This is a genomic window from Nonomuraea sp. B19D2 (assembly GCF_040137845.1).
Classification (GTDB): Bacteria; Actinomycetota; Actinomycetes; order Streptosporangiales; family Streptosporangiaceae; genus Nonomuraea.
Map to the genome: position 1 here is coordinate 1 of NZ_JBEFAK010000051.1, position 14,882 is coordinate 14,882.

Consider the following 14,882-nt stretch of genomic DNA (forward strand, 5'->3'; position numbering starts at 1 on the left):
GCGGTCGACCAGCTACGCGCCCACGGCGTGCCGGTCAAAGACGAGGACGCCGCCCGACTCAGCCCGCTCGGTCACGCCCACCTCAACGTCCTGGGCCGCTATGCCATCGCCTCCTCCGCCCCGGCCGAGGGCCTGCGCCAGCTCGGCGAGATCCCCGACCTGCCCGATGGAGAGGACGCGGTGGAGGAGGAGGGCGTGTAGACCCTCGGCTTCGCGGCGCCGGCGGCTATTAACCTGCTGGATGACATATCCCCTGAGCAAGTTGACCGGTTGAGCGTGTCCGAGCCGCCAAGTAGCCCCGTGAATGCTCAGTCCGAGAAGATCGCGCGGCGCAGCGGGGGGAGCACGCCGCACAGCCGGAAGAACGTCCGGGCGATGATCCGGACCGCGCGGTTGGGCAGGGTGGCCAGGCGCAGGTACATGGTCGCAGCTCGCACGGCGGCGAAGCCGTTCTTCAGCATCGCGCGCTCGTACTCGGCGATGGCGGGCAGCAGGTCGGCTTCACCCTGGCTGACCGCGATCAACGCGCGGCGCAGCGCGTCGGCGTCGTACAGCGCGGCATTGCCGCCAAGACCGCCGACCGGCGGCATGGAGTGGATGGCATCGCCCAGCACGGTCACGTTGGTGGTTGGCCATGGCTTCACCGGCTCGGCGGTGGCGAAGTCGAATCGCTCGACGGTGTCGGCGGGCGTCTGGGCGATCAGCTCGCGCAGGCCGGGATGCCAGTCGATCAAGCGAGAGGTGACCAGTTCGCGCAGCCGTTGCCCGCGCCCGCCCGCCGGGGTGTCGAGCAGGTTGGCGGGCAGCGCGCGCCGGTGGGCGACGTAGGCCCACATGACGTAGTCGTCGTCCTTGGCGTCCTGGGTGAGGAGGTCGGGGTCCAGGTCGGCGGCCCGCATCTGGTCGCCGACGCGCTCGAAGGTTGCGCTGCCGGCCTCCCGGCGGCGGAACACCGCGGTGAACAGGAAGTCCCGCTTGGGCAGGAACATGTTCTTGGTGCTGGTCATCTCCTTGGGCAGCCATGCCTTCCCGTCGCCGAGTGGGAGTTTGCCGCCGATCCCGACGCCGGGTACGGGGGATCGCCGGGCGTGCGGCAGCAGTTGCCGCCGCACGCGCGAGTTGGCGCCATCCGCGCCGACCAGCAGGTCGCCGGTGGCCGAGGTGCCGTCGGCGAAAAGTGCGGTAACGGTGCCGTCGGCGTTCTGCCGGTAGCTGGTGAACTCCTTGCCGAAATGGACGATGTCGTCCAGACCGGCGAGCAGCAGGCGCCGCAACGTGACGCGGCTGACCGCGTGGGCCTGTTCGGATGAGTCGCGCTCTGTGGGCGGGGCGTCCTCGCGCATCAGCAGGCGCATCCGCTCGGTGAACACCCCCATGCCGGGCCCCGGGTCACCGGCGGTGGCCACCAGGATGCGCCAGAGGTGCGCGGGAAGGCAGTCGTGCAGCGCCTGGCTGCCGACCGGTTCGATGTTGAGCCGGTATCCCTGCAACCGGGCATCGGGTGCGGCATCGCGTTCGAAAACTTCGACGTCGATCCCGGCGGCGTGCAGGCCCTGCGCCAGGCACAGGCCGCCGATACCGCCGCCGACGATGACGACCCGGAGCGTAGGTGTGGGCATGAGGTGTTCCTCCTGAGGGGCAGAGGGTGTCAGACGCGGATCAGTAGCTGGTCGAGAAGTTCGAGGACGTCGCCGGCGCGGCCGGAAGCCAGGCTCGCCCCCTTGACGGTGGCGATGACCAACTCCGCTCCCGTCGCCGGATCGACGCCCGGGGCCAGCGCTTCGGCAGCGGCGGCATCACCCAGCAAAGTGCGCAGCGAGTTCCGCCAGCCTTCCTCCCGACTGGCGATGATCTTTCGCAACTGCGGGTCGCGCCGGGCCCGCAGATCCAGCTCGCGCAAGACGATGTGAAGCTCGGGCTCGTCGATGACCTTCTGGCGAAGCGCGGCTAGGTGGTGCCGCAGGCGCTCGACGGGGCCGCCGTCGAGCGGCGTGGTCGACCAGAACTGCCGGGTGGCGTAGTCGACGACCGCCACCACCAGATCCTGCTTGGTGGGGAAGTGGTGATGGATCGAGGAGTGGTCAATGCCCACTTGGGCGGCCACGTTCCGCATCCGAAACCGCTCGAATCCACCTTCGGCCAGGCATTGGTACGCCGCCTGTACCAGCGCGTTCGAACGCTCCGGACCGGCCGGTGGCCTGCCTCGCCGCGTCGCCGTCATGTCCGCCTCCATTACTCCACCAACCAGTTGGTGGAGTAATATCAGGCGCGCCAATGCGGCGTCAATTCGACCGGTGAAGTGGCAGCTGCGACGGCCGCCCTGAGCGAAGGGGGCTTGAGGGGGTGCGGCCGGAATACGCCGGAAACGGGCCGCCTTGGTGACAGGGGCCCCGACCCGGACCACAACCTTGAGAGGGGGCACCCGCCCGACATCCCAGCCACCGCAAACCGCCCCATCGGCACCACCCACACCCAGCTGGCCCCACACCCTGCGCAACGTCCGCAGCTGGCTGACCCCCGCCATCACGCTCACACACTGGTGGAAAGCATGGTCGAAAGCGCCCTCACCGCCTGAGTTACAGGCCCTCATCGACGCCGTTACCGCAGGCCAAGGCTTACACCTCTACCGCCCACCTTGATTCAACGGACTACCGGTAGCCCCGGGCCGAGTTAGTACTCCAGTTGGAGTTCGCTTCGTGAGCTGCGGTGATACCGGGTCGGGACGAGCGACGGCCGCCGTTGATCATTGTTGTTGTGACGCAACAAGAGAACACGGCGGCCGTCGAGGCCATGGTATCGGTCGAACGGTGGCGCGCAGGGCTGGATGCGCTGCTGGGGCGGTGCGCACCGCACTTCCGCAGGATCGAGTCCCGTCTGCGGGCGAAATCGTTGGTGGAGGCGATGATGGCGCACGCGACGCGCCGGAACTGCTGGACGCTCGCCGAGGCAGCGGGGGAGCCGAACCCGTACCGGTTCCAGCACCTGCTCTCCCGCGCGAGGTGGGATGACGCTGCGGTGCGCGCCAAGGTGCGCTCCGCGGTCTGGGAGGGGCTCTCGACCGGGAACGGCGTGAAGGTCCTGGTCGTCGACGACGACAAGGGTGCGACCGAAGAACTTGACGGCGGGCGCCTCGATCGGTACTTTTGCCGATCAACACGCGTGACGCTTCGTTTTAGTTTTTCCACCTCATCAAAGAAAATCGGTGCACCTCCTATCCACAGGATCGGCTCCGGCCAGACAGGGCCGACGCCGAGCCCGCGGACTTCCGTCCACTCGGCCGGTCGCTGCGGGCCGCACCAGCCCCCGCGACCGTGGCGGGCACCGACGTGCCCGCCGAAGACGTCGCAGTCAGCCTGTGCGACCCGGCCCACGACACCCGGCTGCTGCGCCAGTGGACTCCTGAAGGCGCCACCACACGCGGCATCGAACCCCTGATCAACACACTCCCCTCGTAAGGCACAAGCAGTGAGAACACCCGTCATGCCCTCGACCGGTACCCTGCAGCCGTTGGGAATGGACGAAGTCCGAATAAACGGCGGCCATTGGAGCAAGCGGCAGACGGTCAACGGCGAAGGAACCATTCAGCACTGCCTGCACTGGCTCGAGGCGCTCGGCTGGACCGCCAACTTCGACCGCGCCGCCGAAGGGAAGGAGTTCGAGCGGACCGGCCCCCAATTCTCCGACTCCGAGGTCTATAAGCTCGCCGAGGCCATGGCCTGGGAGATCGGGCGCACCGGAGACGCGGGCCTCGAAGCGCGGTTCGTCAAGCTGACAGCACGCATCAGCGCTGCGCAGCACGAGGACGGCTACCTCAACACCGCCTTCGGCAACCCCGGCCAACCGCCCCGCTACTCGGACCTCGAATGGGGCCACGAGCTGTACTGCTTCGGCCACCTTCTCCAGGCCGCCGTCGCACGGCTGCGCAACCACGGTGAAGACGCGTTCACGGCGATTGCCCGCCGCGCCGCCGACCACGTGTGCAATGTGTTCGGGCCCGGCGGCGACGAACGCATCTGCGGCCACGCCGAAATCGAAGTGGCCCTGGCCGAATTCGGGCGCGCCACCGGCGAAGCCCGCTACCTCGAGCAGGCCCGGCTCTTCATCGAGCGCCACGGCCGGAAGACTCTCCCGGAGAAGGGCGTTTTCTACCAGGACGACGTGCCGGTGCGCGAGGCCGAAGTGCTGCGCGGCCACGCCGTGCGGGCCCTCTACCTCGCCTCGGGCGCGATCGACGTAGCCATCGAGGCTGGCGACGCCGACCTCCTCGATGCCGTGCGGGGCCAATGGGACCGCGCCGTCGCCCGCCGAACGCACCTCACCGGCGGCATGGGTTCCCAGTACGCGGACGAGGCATTTGGCCGCGACTTCGCGCTCAACCCCGCCGAGGCCTACTCCGAGTCGTGCGCCGGCGTCGCCGCGGTCATGACCGCATGGCGCCTGCTCCTCGCCACCGGCGACACCCGCCACGGCGACATGATCGAGCGGATCGCCTGGAACGTCCTCTCCGGCGCGGTCGACCCCGACGGGAAGTCGTTCTTCTACGCCAACCCGCTCCACCAGGTCACCGCCGACCCCGAACCGCCGCGCGACGGCGCCCTCCCGCACCTCAGCGCGGGCGGCCGCCGCGGACACTGGTTCGAAGTCTCCTGCTGCCCGACCAACCTCGCTCGCACCTTCGCCCAGTTCGCCGCCTACATCGCCACCGCCGACGACCGCGGCGTCCAACTCCACCAGTACGCCCCTGCCGCGATCGACACGGTCGTGGCCGGCTCGCGCTTCGCGCTCACCATGACGACCGCCTACCCGGACGACGGGACGGTCATCGTCCGAGTGGAGGCCAACGACGGCGGCGAGCGCACCGTGTCGTTCCGAGTGCCGCACTGGGCCGAAGGCGCCACGGTAACCAGCCCAGACGGCACGGCCCGCCCCGCGGCTGCTGGCGAGCTCGCCGACGTCACCGCCGCATTCGCTCACGGCGACGAGATCCGCCTCGACCTGCCGCTCGCGCCGCGCTGGACCTATCCGGACCCGCGCATCGACGGTTTGCGCGGCTGTGCCGCAGTCGAACGCGGGCCCGAGGTGTGGTGCGTCGAGGGCGTCGACCTCCCCGAAGGAGCCGACTTCGCGGACCTTGCCGTCAACACCACTGCGCCGCTGACAGTGCGCGACGGACGCGTCAAAGTCCGCGGCCGCATCAACGACCGCGCTGCCGAGTGGCCGTACGGGACGGCCGCGCCTCGACCCGAGGGCGAACCCGTCGAGATATCGCTGGTGCCGTTCCGGTCGAGGGACACGAGAGGCGCGGCCGCCATGAGGGTCTGGATGCCCATCAGCTGATCGAGTAGGAAGCCGGTGCGGCCGACACTGCGGGCGCACCCGCCTCTTGTCGATCCGGGCGTGTCCGGACGGAAGTCCAGAGACGAGTGTCTCCGGGTCGTGTTGTAGCCGCGGATCCAGGGTTCGACCTGGAACCGAGCCTCCCGCGCGGTTGCGAAGGTTCGGCGTCCTTGCAGGACTTCGCGTTTGAGCGTGGCGCTGAACGACTCCGCGAGGGCGTTATCGGCCGATTATCCGGCTAATGACGCTGATTCTGGGCGTTGGCCGGTTAACGCTTTCAGCTGACCCGGGTAGTAAGTCGGCGGAGTTGCTCTTCGTGGCGCCGGACGCGTGCAGCGACGGCTTCCAGGGCGGTGTGGAGGTTTCGTATTTCCTCGAGGAGGCCGGTGAGGGTGCCGTTGGTGGCGGCGCGGCGGCGGTTTTCCTCGATGACGGCGCGGAGGCTGGGGCTGCGGTAGAGGGGTGGTGCGGCCTAGCCCGGTGAGGTGGGCGACGGCGATGAAGGTGACGGGTTGGCCGTTGTCCGGGTGCGACCTCATCTGGCGAGTCGCGTACGACCTCGTTGCGGCACCCTTGATCTCGCAGCCCTAATTGGTGGGGTTGTGACCCTCTCGGTTCCGGTGAGGTACGGCCATACGACCGGGCCGCTCGACGGCCAACGTGAGATCACGCCGGCCTCTCCGAACCGAGGGCAGCAGACCGGCGTCAGGGACATGCCCCAGCGAGGGCCGACCAACGAGGTTTCGGGAGCAGCCCTCACTACCGAGATGGTCTGTGACCTGCGGTAGGAAGGGATGCAGCGCCGGTGTTTGTGGGATGGGACTGGGGCAATATCGGTCACGACGTCACGGTATTAGCGCCGGATGGGGCCAAAACCGACCGGTGGGCGCTGGAACACACCGAACACAGCCTCACCTCGGCATTGGCCAGGTTGAGGCGCCACGGCACCCCCGAGTCGTTGCCGGTCGCGATCGAGACCACCCGAGGGCTGGTCGTCGACCGGCTGCTGGCCGCGGGGCATCCGGTCGTGCCGATCCACCCCAACGCCTTCAACGCGATCCGCCCCCGCTGGGGTGCCGCTCGGGCCAAGACCGACGCCGGTGACAGCTTCGAACTCGCCGACTACCTACGCACCGACGGCCACCAACTGCGCGTCCTGGCCCCGACCAACCAGGCCACGCTCGAGCTGCAAGCCTTGATCCGGACTCGTGCCGACCACATCGAAGCCAGGATCACCGCGGCCAATCAGCTCGCCGCCATCCTTGATGCGCACTGGCCGGGCGGCAAAGCTGTCTTCGCCCAGCTCGCGACACCGATCGCGCTGGCCTTCCTGGAGCGCTTCCCCACCTACAACGACGGCGTGAAGCTCACCCCTGCCAAAATGGCCGCTTTCTGCCGCCGCAACGCCTACTCCGGTCGTCGACCCGCCGTCGAACTGCTGGAGCGGATGCGCCAGGTGCCCAAGCCAGCCAGCCGGGTAGGCCAGCCGGTCGTCCGTCAGCTGGTGCTATCCCAGGTTGCCCTGCTGCGCGCCATCATGAGAGGGTCACCGATCTGGAGAAGGCGATCTCCGAGGCTCTGGACGAGCATCCGTACGCGGAGTTGTTCCACGAGCTGCCACGCGTCGGGATGGTCAACCTGGCCCAGATCATTCGCGAAATCGGCCCCATGCTCGAACGCGCCGACTCCGCCGACCACCTGGCAGCTGAAACCGGCTGCGCCCCAGTCACCCGAGCCTCCGGCAAGAGCCGCACCGTCAGCTTCCGCGTCGCGGTCAACCGCAACGCCCGCCAAGCACTGACCACCTTCGCCGACAACAGCCGCCACAGCAGCACATGGGCAGCCGAGATCTACGCCGCCGCACGCGCCCGTGGCAAGCGCCACCCGCACGCCGTCCGCATCCTTGCCCGGGCCTGGATCCGCGTCATCTGGGCCTGCTGGCGCGACGGCACACCCTACAAAGCCGAAACCCACCAAACGACCACAAAACGTCATCCCTAGCAGAGAGAGGTTGACTCAGGAATCTCGTTGACCTGGGCAAGCCGTTCACGCGGTCTGTCGGCGCTTCATCGGTGTGTCGTGGTTTTGTTGCGTTGAATGGGGGTCAGGGGCGTCGCCGCCGATGGGTGGAGGTGTTTTCGGTCGCCCCGGCGACAAGCTTGCGCTGGCATCGCCACCTGATAGCACGCAAGTGAGCGTTTCATGGTGTCCTTCCGGGATGAGCGCGGATGCGGGACCGGTCCCCACCCGGGGCGTAGAGCCCCGCCGACGGACCGGGGTCTGACTGGCGAGGCCGGAAACGCGGAGCGCGTCGCAGCGGGCGGCCCTATTCACCGCTCCTATTCGGGCAGGGCGATGGCCACGGTCTCGTAGCCTGGCGCGGTGACGCGGACGGCTTCGGGCCGGTCGGCGATCACGACGAGCTTGTCGCCGCTCGCCCAGGTCCGGTACCAGTTGTCAGCCTCGCCGGACACGGTGACTTCAGCGTCACTCGGGAACCGCCGGTCGGTGGTGTACGGCATCACCCCGGTCATCCATGCGGCCGCGCCTTCGAGAGTGCGGAGCTGGACGTCGGGGATGCGGCCGGAGGCATCGGGTCCGACGTTGAGCAGCAGCCGGCCACCACGGGAGACCACGTCCGCGTAGTGCTTCGCCAGCTCGCGGGGGCTGAGGGTGAGCGATTCGTCCTCAACACGGTTGTAGCCGAAGGAGGATCCGAGTCCGCGGTTATGCTCCCAGCCGGTGCCGGTCTCGTGGTCGGCGTGCATCGAGTACTCGCTCGTGCGGTAGTCCCAGACGTCGGCGCCCCATCGGTCGTTCACGATCCCGTCGGGGACCGCGTCGCGGTAGTAGGCGATCAGGTCGACGAGCGAGCCGTCTTCCTTGCCCGCCTCGGGCCATTCGATGTCGTTCCAGAGCACGGAGGGCGCGTAGCGGTCGATCAGGTCCCGGACGTGCGCGGTGGCGTAGGCGGCGTAGGCTGCGTCGTTGGGGCGGAATCGCCAGATGTCGTCGACCTCCACGATCGGCGGGTTGTCGGTGATCGACCAGTCGAGGCCGCCGGAGTAGTAGACGCCGAAGCGCATACCCTCCGCACGCACGGCCTCCGCGAGCGGGCCGAGCAGGTCGCGCTTCGGGCCGCGGTCGACGGTGTTGAAGCCCTCGCTGCCGGGGGCGTCCCACAGTGTCACCCCGTCGTGGTGCTTCGTGACGGGCACGACGTAGTGCGCCCCGAGTGCCCGGAACAACCGCGCCCATGCGGCGGGGTCGTAAGCTTCGGCCTTCCACTGGTCGAGGAAGTCCTCGTAAGGCGCCGACCCGTAGACCTCGGCATGGTGCGCCGCCGCCGGCGACCCTTCGATGCGGATCGTGTTCGCGTACCACTCGGCATAGGAGGAGTGCTTGAACCACCCGCCTTCGGGCTCGGGCTCGCCTGCCACGTGTTCCGGCTCGGCCCAGGCGGGAACCGCGTACGGTCCCCAGTGGATGAAAATGCCCAGGCTCGCCTCCTTCGCCCATCCGGGCAGGCTCTCGCGGCGGGTTCCGGTCATGATCAGCTCTCCCTAACGTGGTATTCAATCCAGTCAGGCCGAATGTGGCCGCTGGCGCCGGCCTTCGGCTTGGAGGCCGCCCCGCGTCGCGCGGGGCGGCCTGCTTCGTCAGTCAGCGATGTCACCGTAGATCACGCCGCGTGCTGACAGATAGACGCGGCCAAAGATGTGCGGGTCGCCGGTGATAGCGGACCCCGCGAAGGCCCACTGGTGGTCGTCGTCGTTGATGCGCACCCAAGTGGCGCCGCCGTCGGTCGAGCGGAAGATGCCGTCCTGGCCTGCGACCGTGGCCGAGGTGTAGATCGCCGGGTAGCCCCCGCGCTTCGCCTCATGCCGTGAACCGCGCGCGGCCTTGCCGAAGCCGACCCCGATCGCCAAGTCGATCGCGCTGATGCGCTCCCAGGTCACGCCGCCGTCCTCGGAGCGCCACAAGCCGGTTGCGATCTCCGCTTTGTCGCTGCGCCCGGCGAGCCAGACGTGGCCCTCGCGGCCGGGGACGACTCTGAAGTCGTCGACGCCTTCGGCGGGCAGGCCGGTCGCTCCGGTGTCGGAGAACGTCGCGCCAGCGTCGGTGCTGCGGTAGAACGTGCCGCCGGAGAAGGCGTACAGGACCGACGGGTTGACACGGTCGGACCGGATCCGGGCCCCTGCCCGGAGGCCCTGGACCGGGTTCCAGGTCGCGCCCAGGTCGGTGCTGTAGACCGGGGTGATGTCGGTGTTGCTGGGGACCACAGGACTGCGGCTGCGTCGGCGGTGATCGCGACGACGCCGGAGCCGCCGCCCGGGACGCCTTCGAGTCGCGCTGCGGACTTCCAGGTCTTGCCGCGGTCGGTGGAGACGATGACGTGAGCGTCCACGTCCGCGTTGACTTCGCCGCTGCCGACGATGACGTCCGGGTTGGACTGGGCGTAGTCGAGGCTGCTGCCGGCCCAGCCGGAGCGGATCATCGGCCCGGCCCGGTCGAGGTCGGTGTGGACGAAGCCGCTGACGTCGCCCATGGCGGAGACGAGGGTGCCGCCGAGGGCGGCGATGTCGCGGACCCAGGTCTCTTCGACGCCTTGGGCCCGCACGCCGACGGTGAACCGCTCGATGGGCAGGGCGATCCGCTCGCCGGCCTCGTTATGGCCGATCAGCTCGCCGTGGGTGTCCCACCGCGTCAGCTCCTCGGTGCCCCAGATCATGGCGCCGGTGCCCCACATGATGCGGTCGGAGTTGTGCGGGTCGATCGCGAGGGCCTCGATCATCCACCCGTGCTTGACCGCGTATGCGGGTCCCTGGTCGGTGCCGTTCCACGACAGCCACGGGGCGTTGGTGCTGTCCATGACGAAGCGGTCGGTGCGGTCGGTGCCTTCGGCGTAGTCCCAGCTGAGCTGCCAGGTCTGCCCGGAGTCGGTGGAGCGGTAGAGGATCTCGTCGGGGTACCAGTTGTTGCACGTGGACGCCATGAGCGTGCCGGGGTTCTGGCGGTCGACGGTCACACCGCCGAAGCCGGGGATCGGGCCTTTCGGGTTATAGGCGGGGGTGATGTCGATCCATTCGCCGGTCTGGGTCGCCAGCCTCTGGATCTTGCCGCCGTTGCCCGAGGAGGGCGCGCCGTTGTACGGGCCGGGGTCATGGCTGGTGATGATGTACAGGTAGCCGTTTGTGTTATCCACTGCGGACTGCTTGGGGATGGTGCGGTTGCCGTCGCAGTCGCCGAGCGCTGCGGCCGCTCCGGGGACGGGCTGCCAGGTCGCGCCGCCGTCCTTGGACACGTAGAGCGGGTCGTCCGGGTCGGCCACGCCCACGTAGATCTTGCCGCCGATCTGGTCGAAGTCGATCCAGATCACGCCCTGGTTGTCGGCGTGGTAGGGGTCGTTGGGGTTGATGACGAAGTTGCCGGGGTTGGGGAAGTTCGCGACCGCGGACCAGGTGCGGCCGTAGTCGGTCGAGCGCCACAGCCCGTTCCCGCTGGGGGCGCCCAGGTACACGGTCGCGTTGTCGGCCGGGTTGACGGCCAGGCGCTCGCCCATGCCGCGGCCGGGCATGTTGCCGCCCTGCTTGAAGGGGAGTTCGGCGATGCCCCAGGTGTCGCCGTAGTCGTCGGAGTAGAGGACGGCGCCGTTGTTGGGGTCCCAGTCGGTGGTGTATGCGCCGACCGCGGCGTAGACGCGGTTGGTCTCGACCGGGTCGGTGGCCATGGAGACCACGTAGTAGTAGCCCCAGTTGTCGCGGCCGACCCAGTCGAGCAGTTGCTTCCAGCTCCGAGAGTCCTCCTGCCACCGGTAGCAGCCGCCGACATCGGTGCGGGCGTAGATCAGGTTCGGCTTGGTCTCGTTGAAGATGATGCCAGGTACGAACCCGCCGCCGTTGACGACGGCGTTCTTCCAGATGTATGCGTCCTTGGGTTGCCGGCCGGGCTTGGCTAAGGCCGGGACGGGCAGGGCACCGGCCGCGACCGCGGCCGCGCCGAGGGAGGCGATGAACGTACGTCGTCGCATGATGTTCTCCTTTGCGATGCATACGACAGGTACGAGAGGTTGGTCTTCGACTTGCGCGGCACACGACCATCGCCTGGCACGGCCTAGATGAATGGACCTTCACCGATAGACCACGGCCGGGACGCCGTCGCGCTCGCCGGCCGGTCAAGGCGCTGATCGTGCGGATGGCGCGGGAGAACCCGACCTGGGGTCATCGGCGGATCCAGGGCGAGTTGGCCCGTCTGGGCTACACGATCGCGGCCTCCACGGTGTGGGAGATTCTGCACGCGGCGGTATCGATCCGGCGCCCCGTCGGGCTGGGCCGACCTGGCGGCAGTTCCTTGCCGCTCAGGCCTTCGTTGGCGCGGGCGGCGGCTTCAGCGGCGCGGATGACCAGGTTGCTGTCTTCGTAGCTGGCCGGCAGGGCGTCGAGGATGCCGCCTTCGGCCTGGTCAGCGGGGATGCGGTCGGCGGCGCAGGTCGCCTTGCTAAAGCGCTGGCGGGATAAGCCCACGTGGTAGCGGTATCGTTCGGTCCAGCCGTGGGTGGCGGCGCCGATGCGGGCCTTGCCGCAGTGCTGACAGCGGATGAGTCCGGACAGCAGACAGTCGGACTCGGTGATGACCGTCGCACGGCTGACCCGTCGGCCGTCAGGGTGACGCCGTCTTCGCGTCGCTTCCAGGTGATCGTTTCCATGCGCGTGCCCCCTGTTCAGGTGAAGAGGAAGGTCGCGAGGCGGACGTCGCCCCGCAGCGTGATCCGCAGGTCGTGGACGCCCGCCAGGGGTGAGCCCAGGTCGCCTGCGACGCTCACCCAGGCGTACCGGCCCCCGGTCGGCGGGAGCAGGATCTCCGCCAGCAGCACCTCGCCGGCCCAGACCTCCAGCCGCCCCTCGCCCAGGGCGGCGACCTCGGTTTCGACCCGGACCGCGCCCGTCAGATCGCAGGAGCGGAACAGCAGCGTCGCGGGATGGTCGTGGCGTGCGGGCGCGACCGCGTCTCCGGTGGTACGGCCGGCGTCGACCAGGGTGATGCCCGTGTAGTCGTCGAAGTCCGCGGCCGAGGTGCGCCGGTCGACGACAGCGCGGGGCCCGGGGACGGAACCGTCCACGGCGATCGTCGTCCCGAGAACCAGCTCACCGGCGGAGCGGCCCACCAGCACTTCGTAGTCGCCGGGGTCCACGGCGAAATCGCCGGTGGCCACGTCCCAATGAGCCAGGTGCTCGGCTGACAGCCGGAAGATGAGTTCGCGGCTCTCGCCGGGAGACAGCGAGACCTTGCGGAAGTCGGCGAGCCGCAGCCGGGGCGCTTCGTAGCGGGCGTTCAACGCGCGGACGTAGAGCTGCGCCACTTCCGATCCCGGCCTGCTCCCTGTGTTCGTCAGCCTCACCGAGACCTCCTCGGAGGAGACCCGCAGGTCGCTGTAGGCGAACTCGGTGTAGGAGAGCCCGTGGCCGAAGGGATACAGCGGGTTGGCCCGGTGGTACTGGTAGGTCCAGCCTGCCTTGATGATGTCGTAGTCCAGGGGATCGGGAAGCTCGCCTCGGTACCACGTCTGCGGCAGCCGCCCGCCCGGGTCGGCCGCGCCGAGCAGCACGGCGGCCAGCGCCCTGCCGGTCTCCTGCCCGCCGTGTGAGGTCCACACCACGGCGGGCAGGTGCTCATCGGCCCAGTCCAGGGCGTAGGGGTAGCTGCTCATGACCACGAGCGCGGTCTCGGGGCGGACCTCGGCGACCGCGCGCAGCAGAGCCTCCTGCCCCTCGGGCAGCGCGAGGTCCCGGCGGTCCTCGGTCTCGCGGCCGTTGATCAGCGGGTGATTGCCCAGCACCACGACGGCCACGTCCGCGGCAACGGCGGCGGCGCGGGCCTGGGCCGTACCGTCGTGGAGCAGTTCGCGCTCGTAGCACTCGGCGTCGGCGGCGGATGAGGCGGTGAAGCGGCCGTCGGCCGCGGCGTAGCGGCCGGTGCGGACGTTGCGGAGCAGCACGCCGCCTGGAGCGGGTTCGAGGTGGAAGGTCTCGTTGACGAACCAGCTCTTGATCACCTCCCGGTCGGCGGCCAGGGAGCCGTCCTCCTGGAGGCTGTAGTAGCGGCCGGTGTCGGGATTGCGCAACGTCAGCATCCCGGCGCCCCAGTCGGTGACATCGGCGACCAGCTCGGCACCCGAGCGCGAGCGCAGCGCGATCCGGTCGCAGCCCTCCACGCGGACGACCTCGCCGAGCGCCTCCTCCAGCCCGGCGGCGACGCTGATCTGGTACGGCATGGTGCCGCTGTACCAGTCCTCGAACAGGGTGTCTCCCAGAGGCCCGATGACGGCCACGCGAGGGGTGCCGGCCAAGGGCAGCAGACCGTCGTTCTTGAGCAGCACCACCGACTCGGTCGCGGCGCGCAGGGCCAGAGCCCGGTGCTCGGCGCAGTCGATCACCTCGGGGCCGATGTCCGCATACGGGTCGAGATCGGGGTCGAACTCCCCGAGCCGGACTCGCAGCGCAAGTTGCCGCCGCACGGCGCGGTCGACGTCGTCCTCGTCGATCAGCCCGCGTTCCAGCGCCTCCCGCAGCCGTCCGATCACCACCTCGCTCTCCTCGCCGTGGTCGGTGAAGCTGTCGATGCCGGCCTTGAGCGCGGCGGCGTGGGATTCGGCGTGGTCGTCGAAGTAGTGCTCCAGCTCGACCAGGTTGGAGGGCGCCTCGGCGTCGCTGACCACGAAGAGGTCCGGGTTCAGCCGCCGCAGCTCGGTCTCGATAAGCGGGCTGACGTGGCAGGGACGCCCGTTGACCAGGTTGTAGGCGGCCATCACGCCGGTGGCCAGGCCCCCGGCGACGATCGGCAGGAATGCCGCCAGGTCGTATTCCCGCAGCACCCGGGGGCGCACGCCGGAGGAGGTGACGCACCGGTCGTCCTCGTTGTTGTAGGCCAGGAAGTGCTTGAGCACCGGCGCGGCGCGCAGGTAGGACGGGTGGTCGCCGACCAGTCCCCGGCAGTAGGCAGCACCGAGCCGCGCGGTGTGCACCGGGTCCTCGGAGTAGCCCTCCTCGTTACGTCCCCAGCGCGGGTCGCGCAGCAGGTTCACCACGGGCGCCCACGCCTGCAGACTGTTGGCGCCGGAACCGATCGCGGGCGGGCGGTGCCGGTGGAAGGCGCGCAGCTCGACGGAGACGGCCTCGGCGACCAGCCGTACCAGATCCTCATCCCACGTCGCCCCCAGGCCCACCGCCTGCGGGAACACCGTCGCCACACCCAGCCATCCCACGCCGTGCAGGGTTTCGGTGCCGGTGCGGAAGGGGGCCACGCCCAGACGCGGTAGGGCGGGCGCGTACTGATGCAGCATCGCGATTCTTTCGTCGAGCGTCAACCGCCCGAGCAGGTCGTCGACGCGCTTGCCAACCGGCAGCGCCGGATCGTTTAGAGGAAACGTATCGCTCACAGGGCATGCTCACAGACAGAAAGGTCGAAGAGATCGAAGCGCATCGACGCTGACACGCCCGCGACACAATGTCAACGCTAACAAAATGGAAAGTTTCTCTTAACGCTTG

12 protein-coding genes and 4 pseudogenes are annotated in these 14,882 nt (G+C 69.1%); 8 read left to right on the top strand and 8 right to left on the bottom strand.

Translation table 11 applies throughout. The annotated features are described in order from the left end of the window. A partial coding sequence (locus ABN273_RS49470; protein WP_349456616.1) for a Tn3 family transposase occupies positions 1–201 on the top strand: 201 nt, incomplete at its 5' end. Positions 202–308: 107 nt separating this feature from the next. On the opposite strand, the gene ABN273_RS49475 is transcribed toward ABN273_RS49470, so the two are convergent. After that, positions 309–1,619, bottom strand: coding sequence for an FAD-dependent oxidoreductase (locus tag ABN273_RS49475; RefSeq protein ID WP_349456617.1), 1,311 nt, complete (start codon positions 1,617–1,619; stop codon positions 309–311). A 29-nt stretch (positions 1,620–1,648) separates the two neighbouring features. After that, on the bottom strand, positions 1,649–2,221 hold the full coding sequence (locus tag ABN273_RS49480; RefSeq protein ID WP_349456618.1) for a TetR/AcrR family transcriptional regulator: 573 nt from the start codon (positions 2,219–2,221) through the stop codon (positions 1,649–1,651). A 569-nt stretch (positions 2,222–2,790) separates the two neighbouring features. Here ABN273_RS49480 and ABN273_RS49485 point away from each other — a divergent pair. The 3 genes and pseudogenes from ABN273_RS49485 to ABN273_RS49495 all read left to right on the top strand — a co-directional run. Further along, positions 2,791–3,081: pseudogene (locus ABN273_RS49485) on the top strand (IS701 family transposase); the annotation flags it as partial. A 230-nt stretch (positions 3,082–3,311) separates the two neighbouring features. Continuing rightward, on the top strand, positions 3,312–3,455 hold the full coding sequence (locus ABN273_RS49490; protein WP_349456684.1) for a hypothetical protein: 144 nt from the start codon (positions 3,312–3,314) through the stop codon (positions 3,453–3,455). A gap of 58 nt (positions 3,456–3,513) precedes the next feature. Then, positions 3,514–5,337 carry a glycoside hydrolase family 127 protein gene (locus ABN273_RS49495; protein WP_349456619.1) on the top strand — a complete coding sequence of 608 codons (1,824 nt, stop codon included), beginning with the start codon at positions 3,514–3,516 and terminating at the stop codon, positions 5,335–5,337. 77 nt (positions 5,338–5,414) lie between these two features. Here the strand turns inward: ABN273_RS49495 and ABN273_RS49500 are convergent. Next, positions 5,415–5,567 (bottom strand): annotated as a pseudogene (locus ABN273_RS49500) (integrase core domain-containing protein); the annotation flags it as partial. 11 nt (positions 5,568–5,578) lie between these two features. On the opposite strand from ABN273_RS49500, the gene ABN273_RS49505 reads away from it, so the two are divergent. The 3 genes and pseudogenes from ABN273_RS49505 (at position 5,579) to ABN273_RS59975 (ending at position 7,338) form a co-directional block, all read left to right on the top strand. Beyond that, positions 5,579–5,821 (top strand): hypothetical protein, encoded by a 243-nt coding sequence (locus ABN273_RS49505; protein ID WP_349456620.1) that lies wholly within the window; start codon positions 5,579–5,581, stop codon positions 5,819–5,821. A 327-nt stretch (positions 5,822–6,148) separates the two neighbouring features. Next, positions 6,149–6,604: pseudogene (locus ABN273_RS59970) on the top strand (IS110 family transposase); the annotation flags it as partial. Positions 6,605–6,966: 362 nt separating this feature from the next. Then, the gene (locus tag ABN273_RS59975; protein ID WP_502911270.1) at positions 6,967–7,338 is read left to right on the top strand and encodes a transposase; all 372 of its coding nucleotides are present in this window, start codon (positions 6,967–6,969) and stop codon (positions 7,336–7,338) included. A gap of 338 nt (positions 7,339–7,676) precedes the next feature. Here ABN273_RS59975 and ABN273_RS49515 read toward each other — a convergent pair whose 3' ends face one another. The 3 genes from ABN273_RS49515 to ABN273_RS49525 form a co-directional block, all read right to left on the bottom strand. After that, a complete protein-coding gene (locus ABN273_RS49515) occupies positions 7,677–8,888 on the bottom strand; it encodes an alpha-L-fucosidase (protein ID WP_349456623.1) in 1,212 nt (403 codons plus the stop codon). A gap of 108 nt (positions 8,889–8,996) precedes the next feature. Further along, a complete protein-coding gene (locus tag ABN273_RS49520) occupies positions 8,997–9,296 on the bottom strand; it encodes a beta propeller repeat protein (RefSeq protein WP_349456624.1) in 300 nt (99 codons plus the stop codon). Next, positions 9,293–11,368: a hypothetical protein gene (locus ABN273_RS49525; RefSeq protein WP_349456625.1), complete on the bottom strand. Its 2,076-nt coding sequence runs from the start codon at positions 11,366–11,368 to the stop codon at positions 9,293–9,295. The genes ABN273_RS49520 and ABN273_RS49525 overlap by 4 nt, the downstream gene beginning before the upstream one ends. An 11-nt stretch (positions 11,369–11,379) precedes the next feature. Here ABN273_RS49525 and ABN273_RS59980 point away from each other — a divergent pair, with 11 nt between their 5' ends. Next, positions 11,380–11,760, top strand: a complete 381-nt coding sequence (locus ABN273_RS59980) for a helix-turn-helix domain-containing protein (protein ID WP_502911271.1) — start codon at positions 11,380–11,382, stop codon at positions 11,758–11,760. A gap of 20 nt (positions 11,761–11,780) precedes the next feature. Here the strand turns inward: ABN273_RS59980 and ABN273_RS49530 are convergent. Further along, a pseudogene (locus ABN273_RS49530) lies at positions 11,781–12,164 on the bottom strand (recombinase zinc ribbon domain-containing protein); the annotation flags it as partial. Then, positions 12,059–14,773: a glycoside hydrolase family 3 C-terminal domain-containing protein gene (locus tag ABN273_RS49535; RefSeq protein WP_349456627.1), complete on the bottom strand. Its 2,715-nt coding sequence runs from the start codon at positions 14,771–14,773 to the stop codon at positions 12,059–12,061. The pseudogene ABN273_RS49530 and the gene ABN273_RS49535, both read right to left, overlap by 106 nt. Positions 14,774–14,882: the final 109 nt, after the last annotated feature.

What these genes read in the sequence shown, in the direction of transcription:
- ABN273_RS49475 (WP_349456617.1), bottom strand. Translation starts at nt 1,619, where the DNA reads ATGCCCACACCTACGCTCCGGGTCGTCATCGTCGGCGGCGGTATCGGC.
- ABN273_RS49480 (WP_349456618.1), bottom strand. Translation starts at nt 2,221, where the DNA reads ATGACGGCGACGCGGCGAGGCAGGCCACCGGCCGGTCCGGAGCGTTCG.
- ABN273_RS49495 (WP_349456619.1), top strand. Translation starts at nt 3,514, where the DNA reads ATGGACGAAGTCCGAATAAACGGCGGCCATTGGAGCAAGCGGCAGACG.
- ABN273_RS49505 (WP_349456620.1), top strand. Translation starts at nt 5,579, where the DNA reads ATGACGCTGATTCTGGGCGTTGGCCGGTTAACGCTTTCAGCTGACCCG.
- ABN273_RS59975 (WP_502911270.1), top strand. Translation starts at nt 6,967, where the DNA reads ATGGTCAACCTGGCCCAGATCATTCGCGAAATCGGCCCCATGCTCGAA.
- ABN273_RS49515 (WP_349456623.1), bottom strand. Translation starts at nt 8,888, where the DNA reads ATGACCGGAACCCGCCGCGAGAGCCTGCCCGGATGGGCGAAGGAGGCG.
- ABN273_RS49525 (WP_349456625.1), bottom strand. Translation starts at nt 11,368, where the DNA reads ATGCGACGACGTACGTTCATCGCCTCCCTCGGCGCGGCCGCGGTCGCG.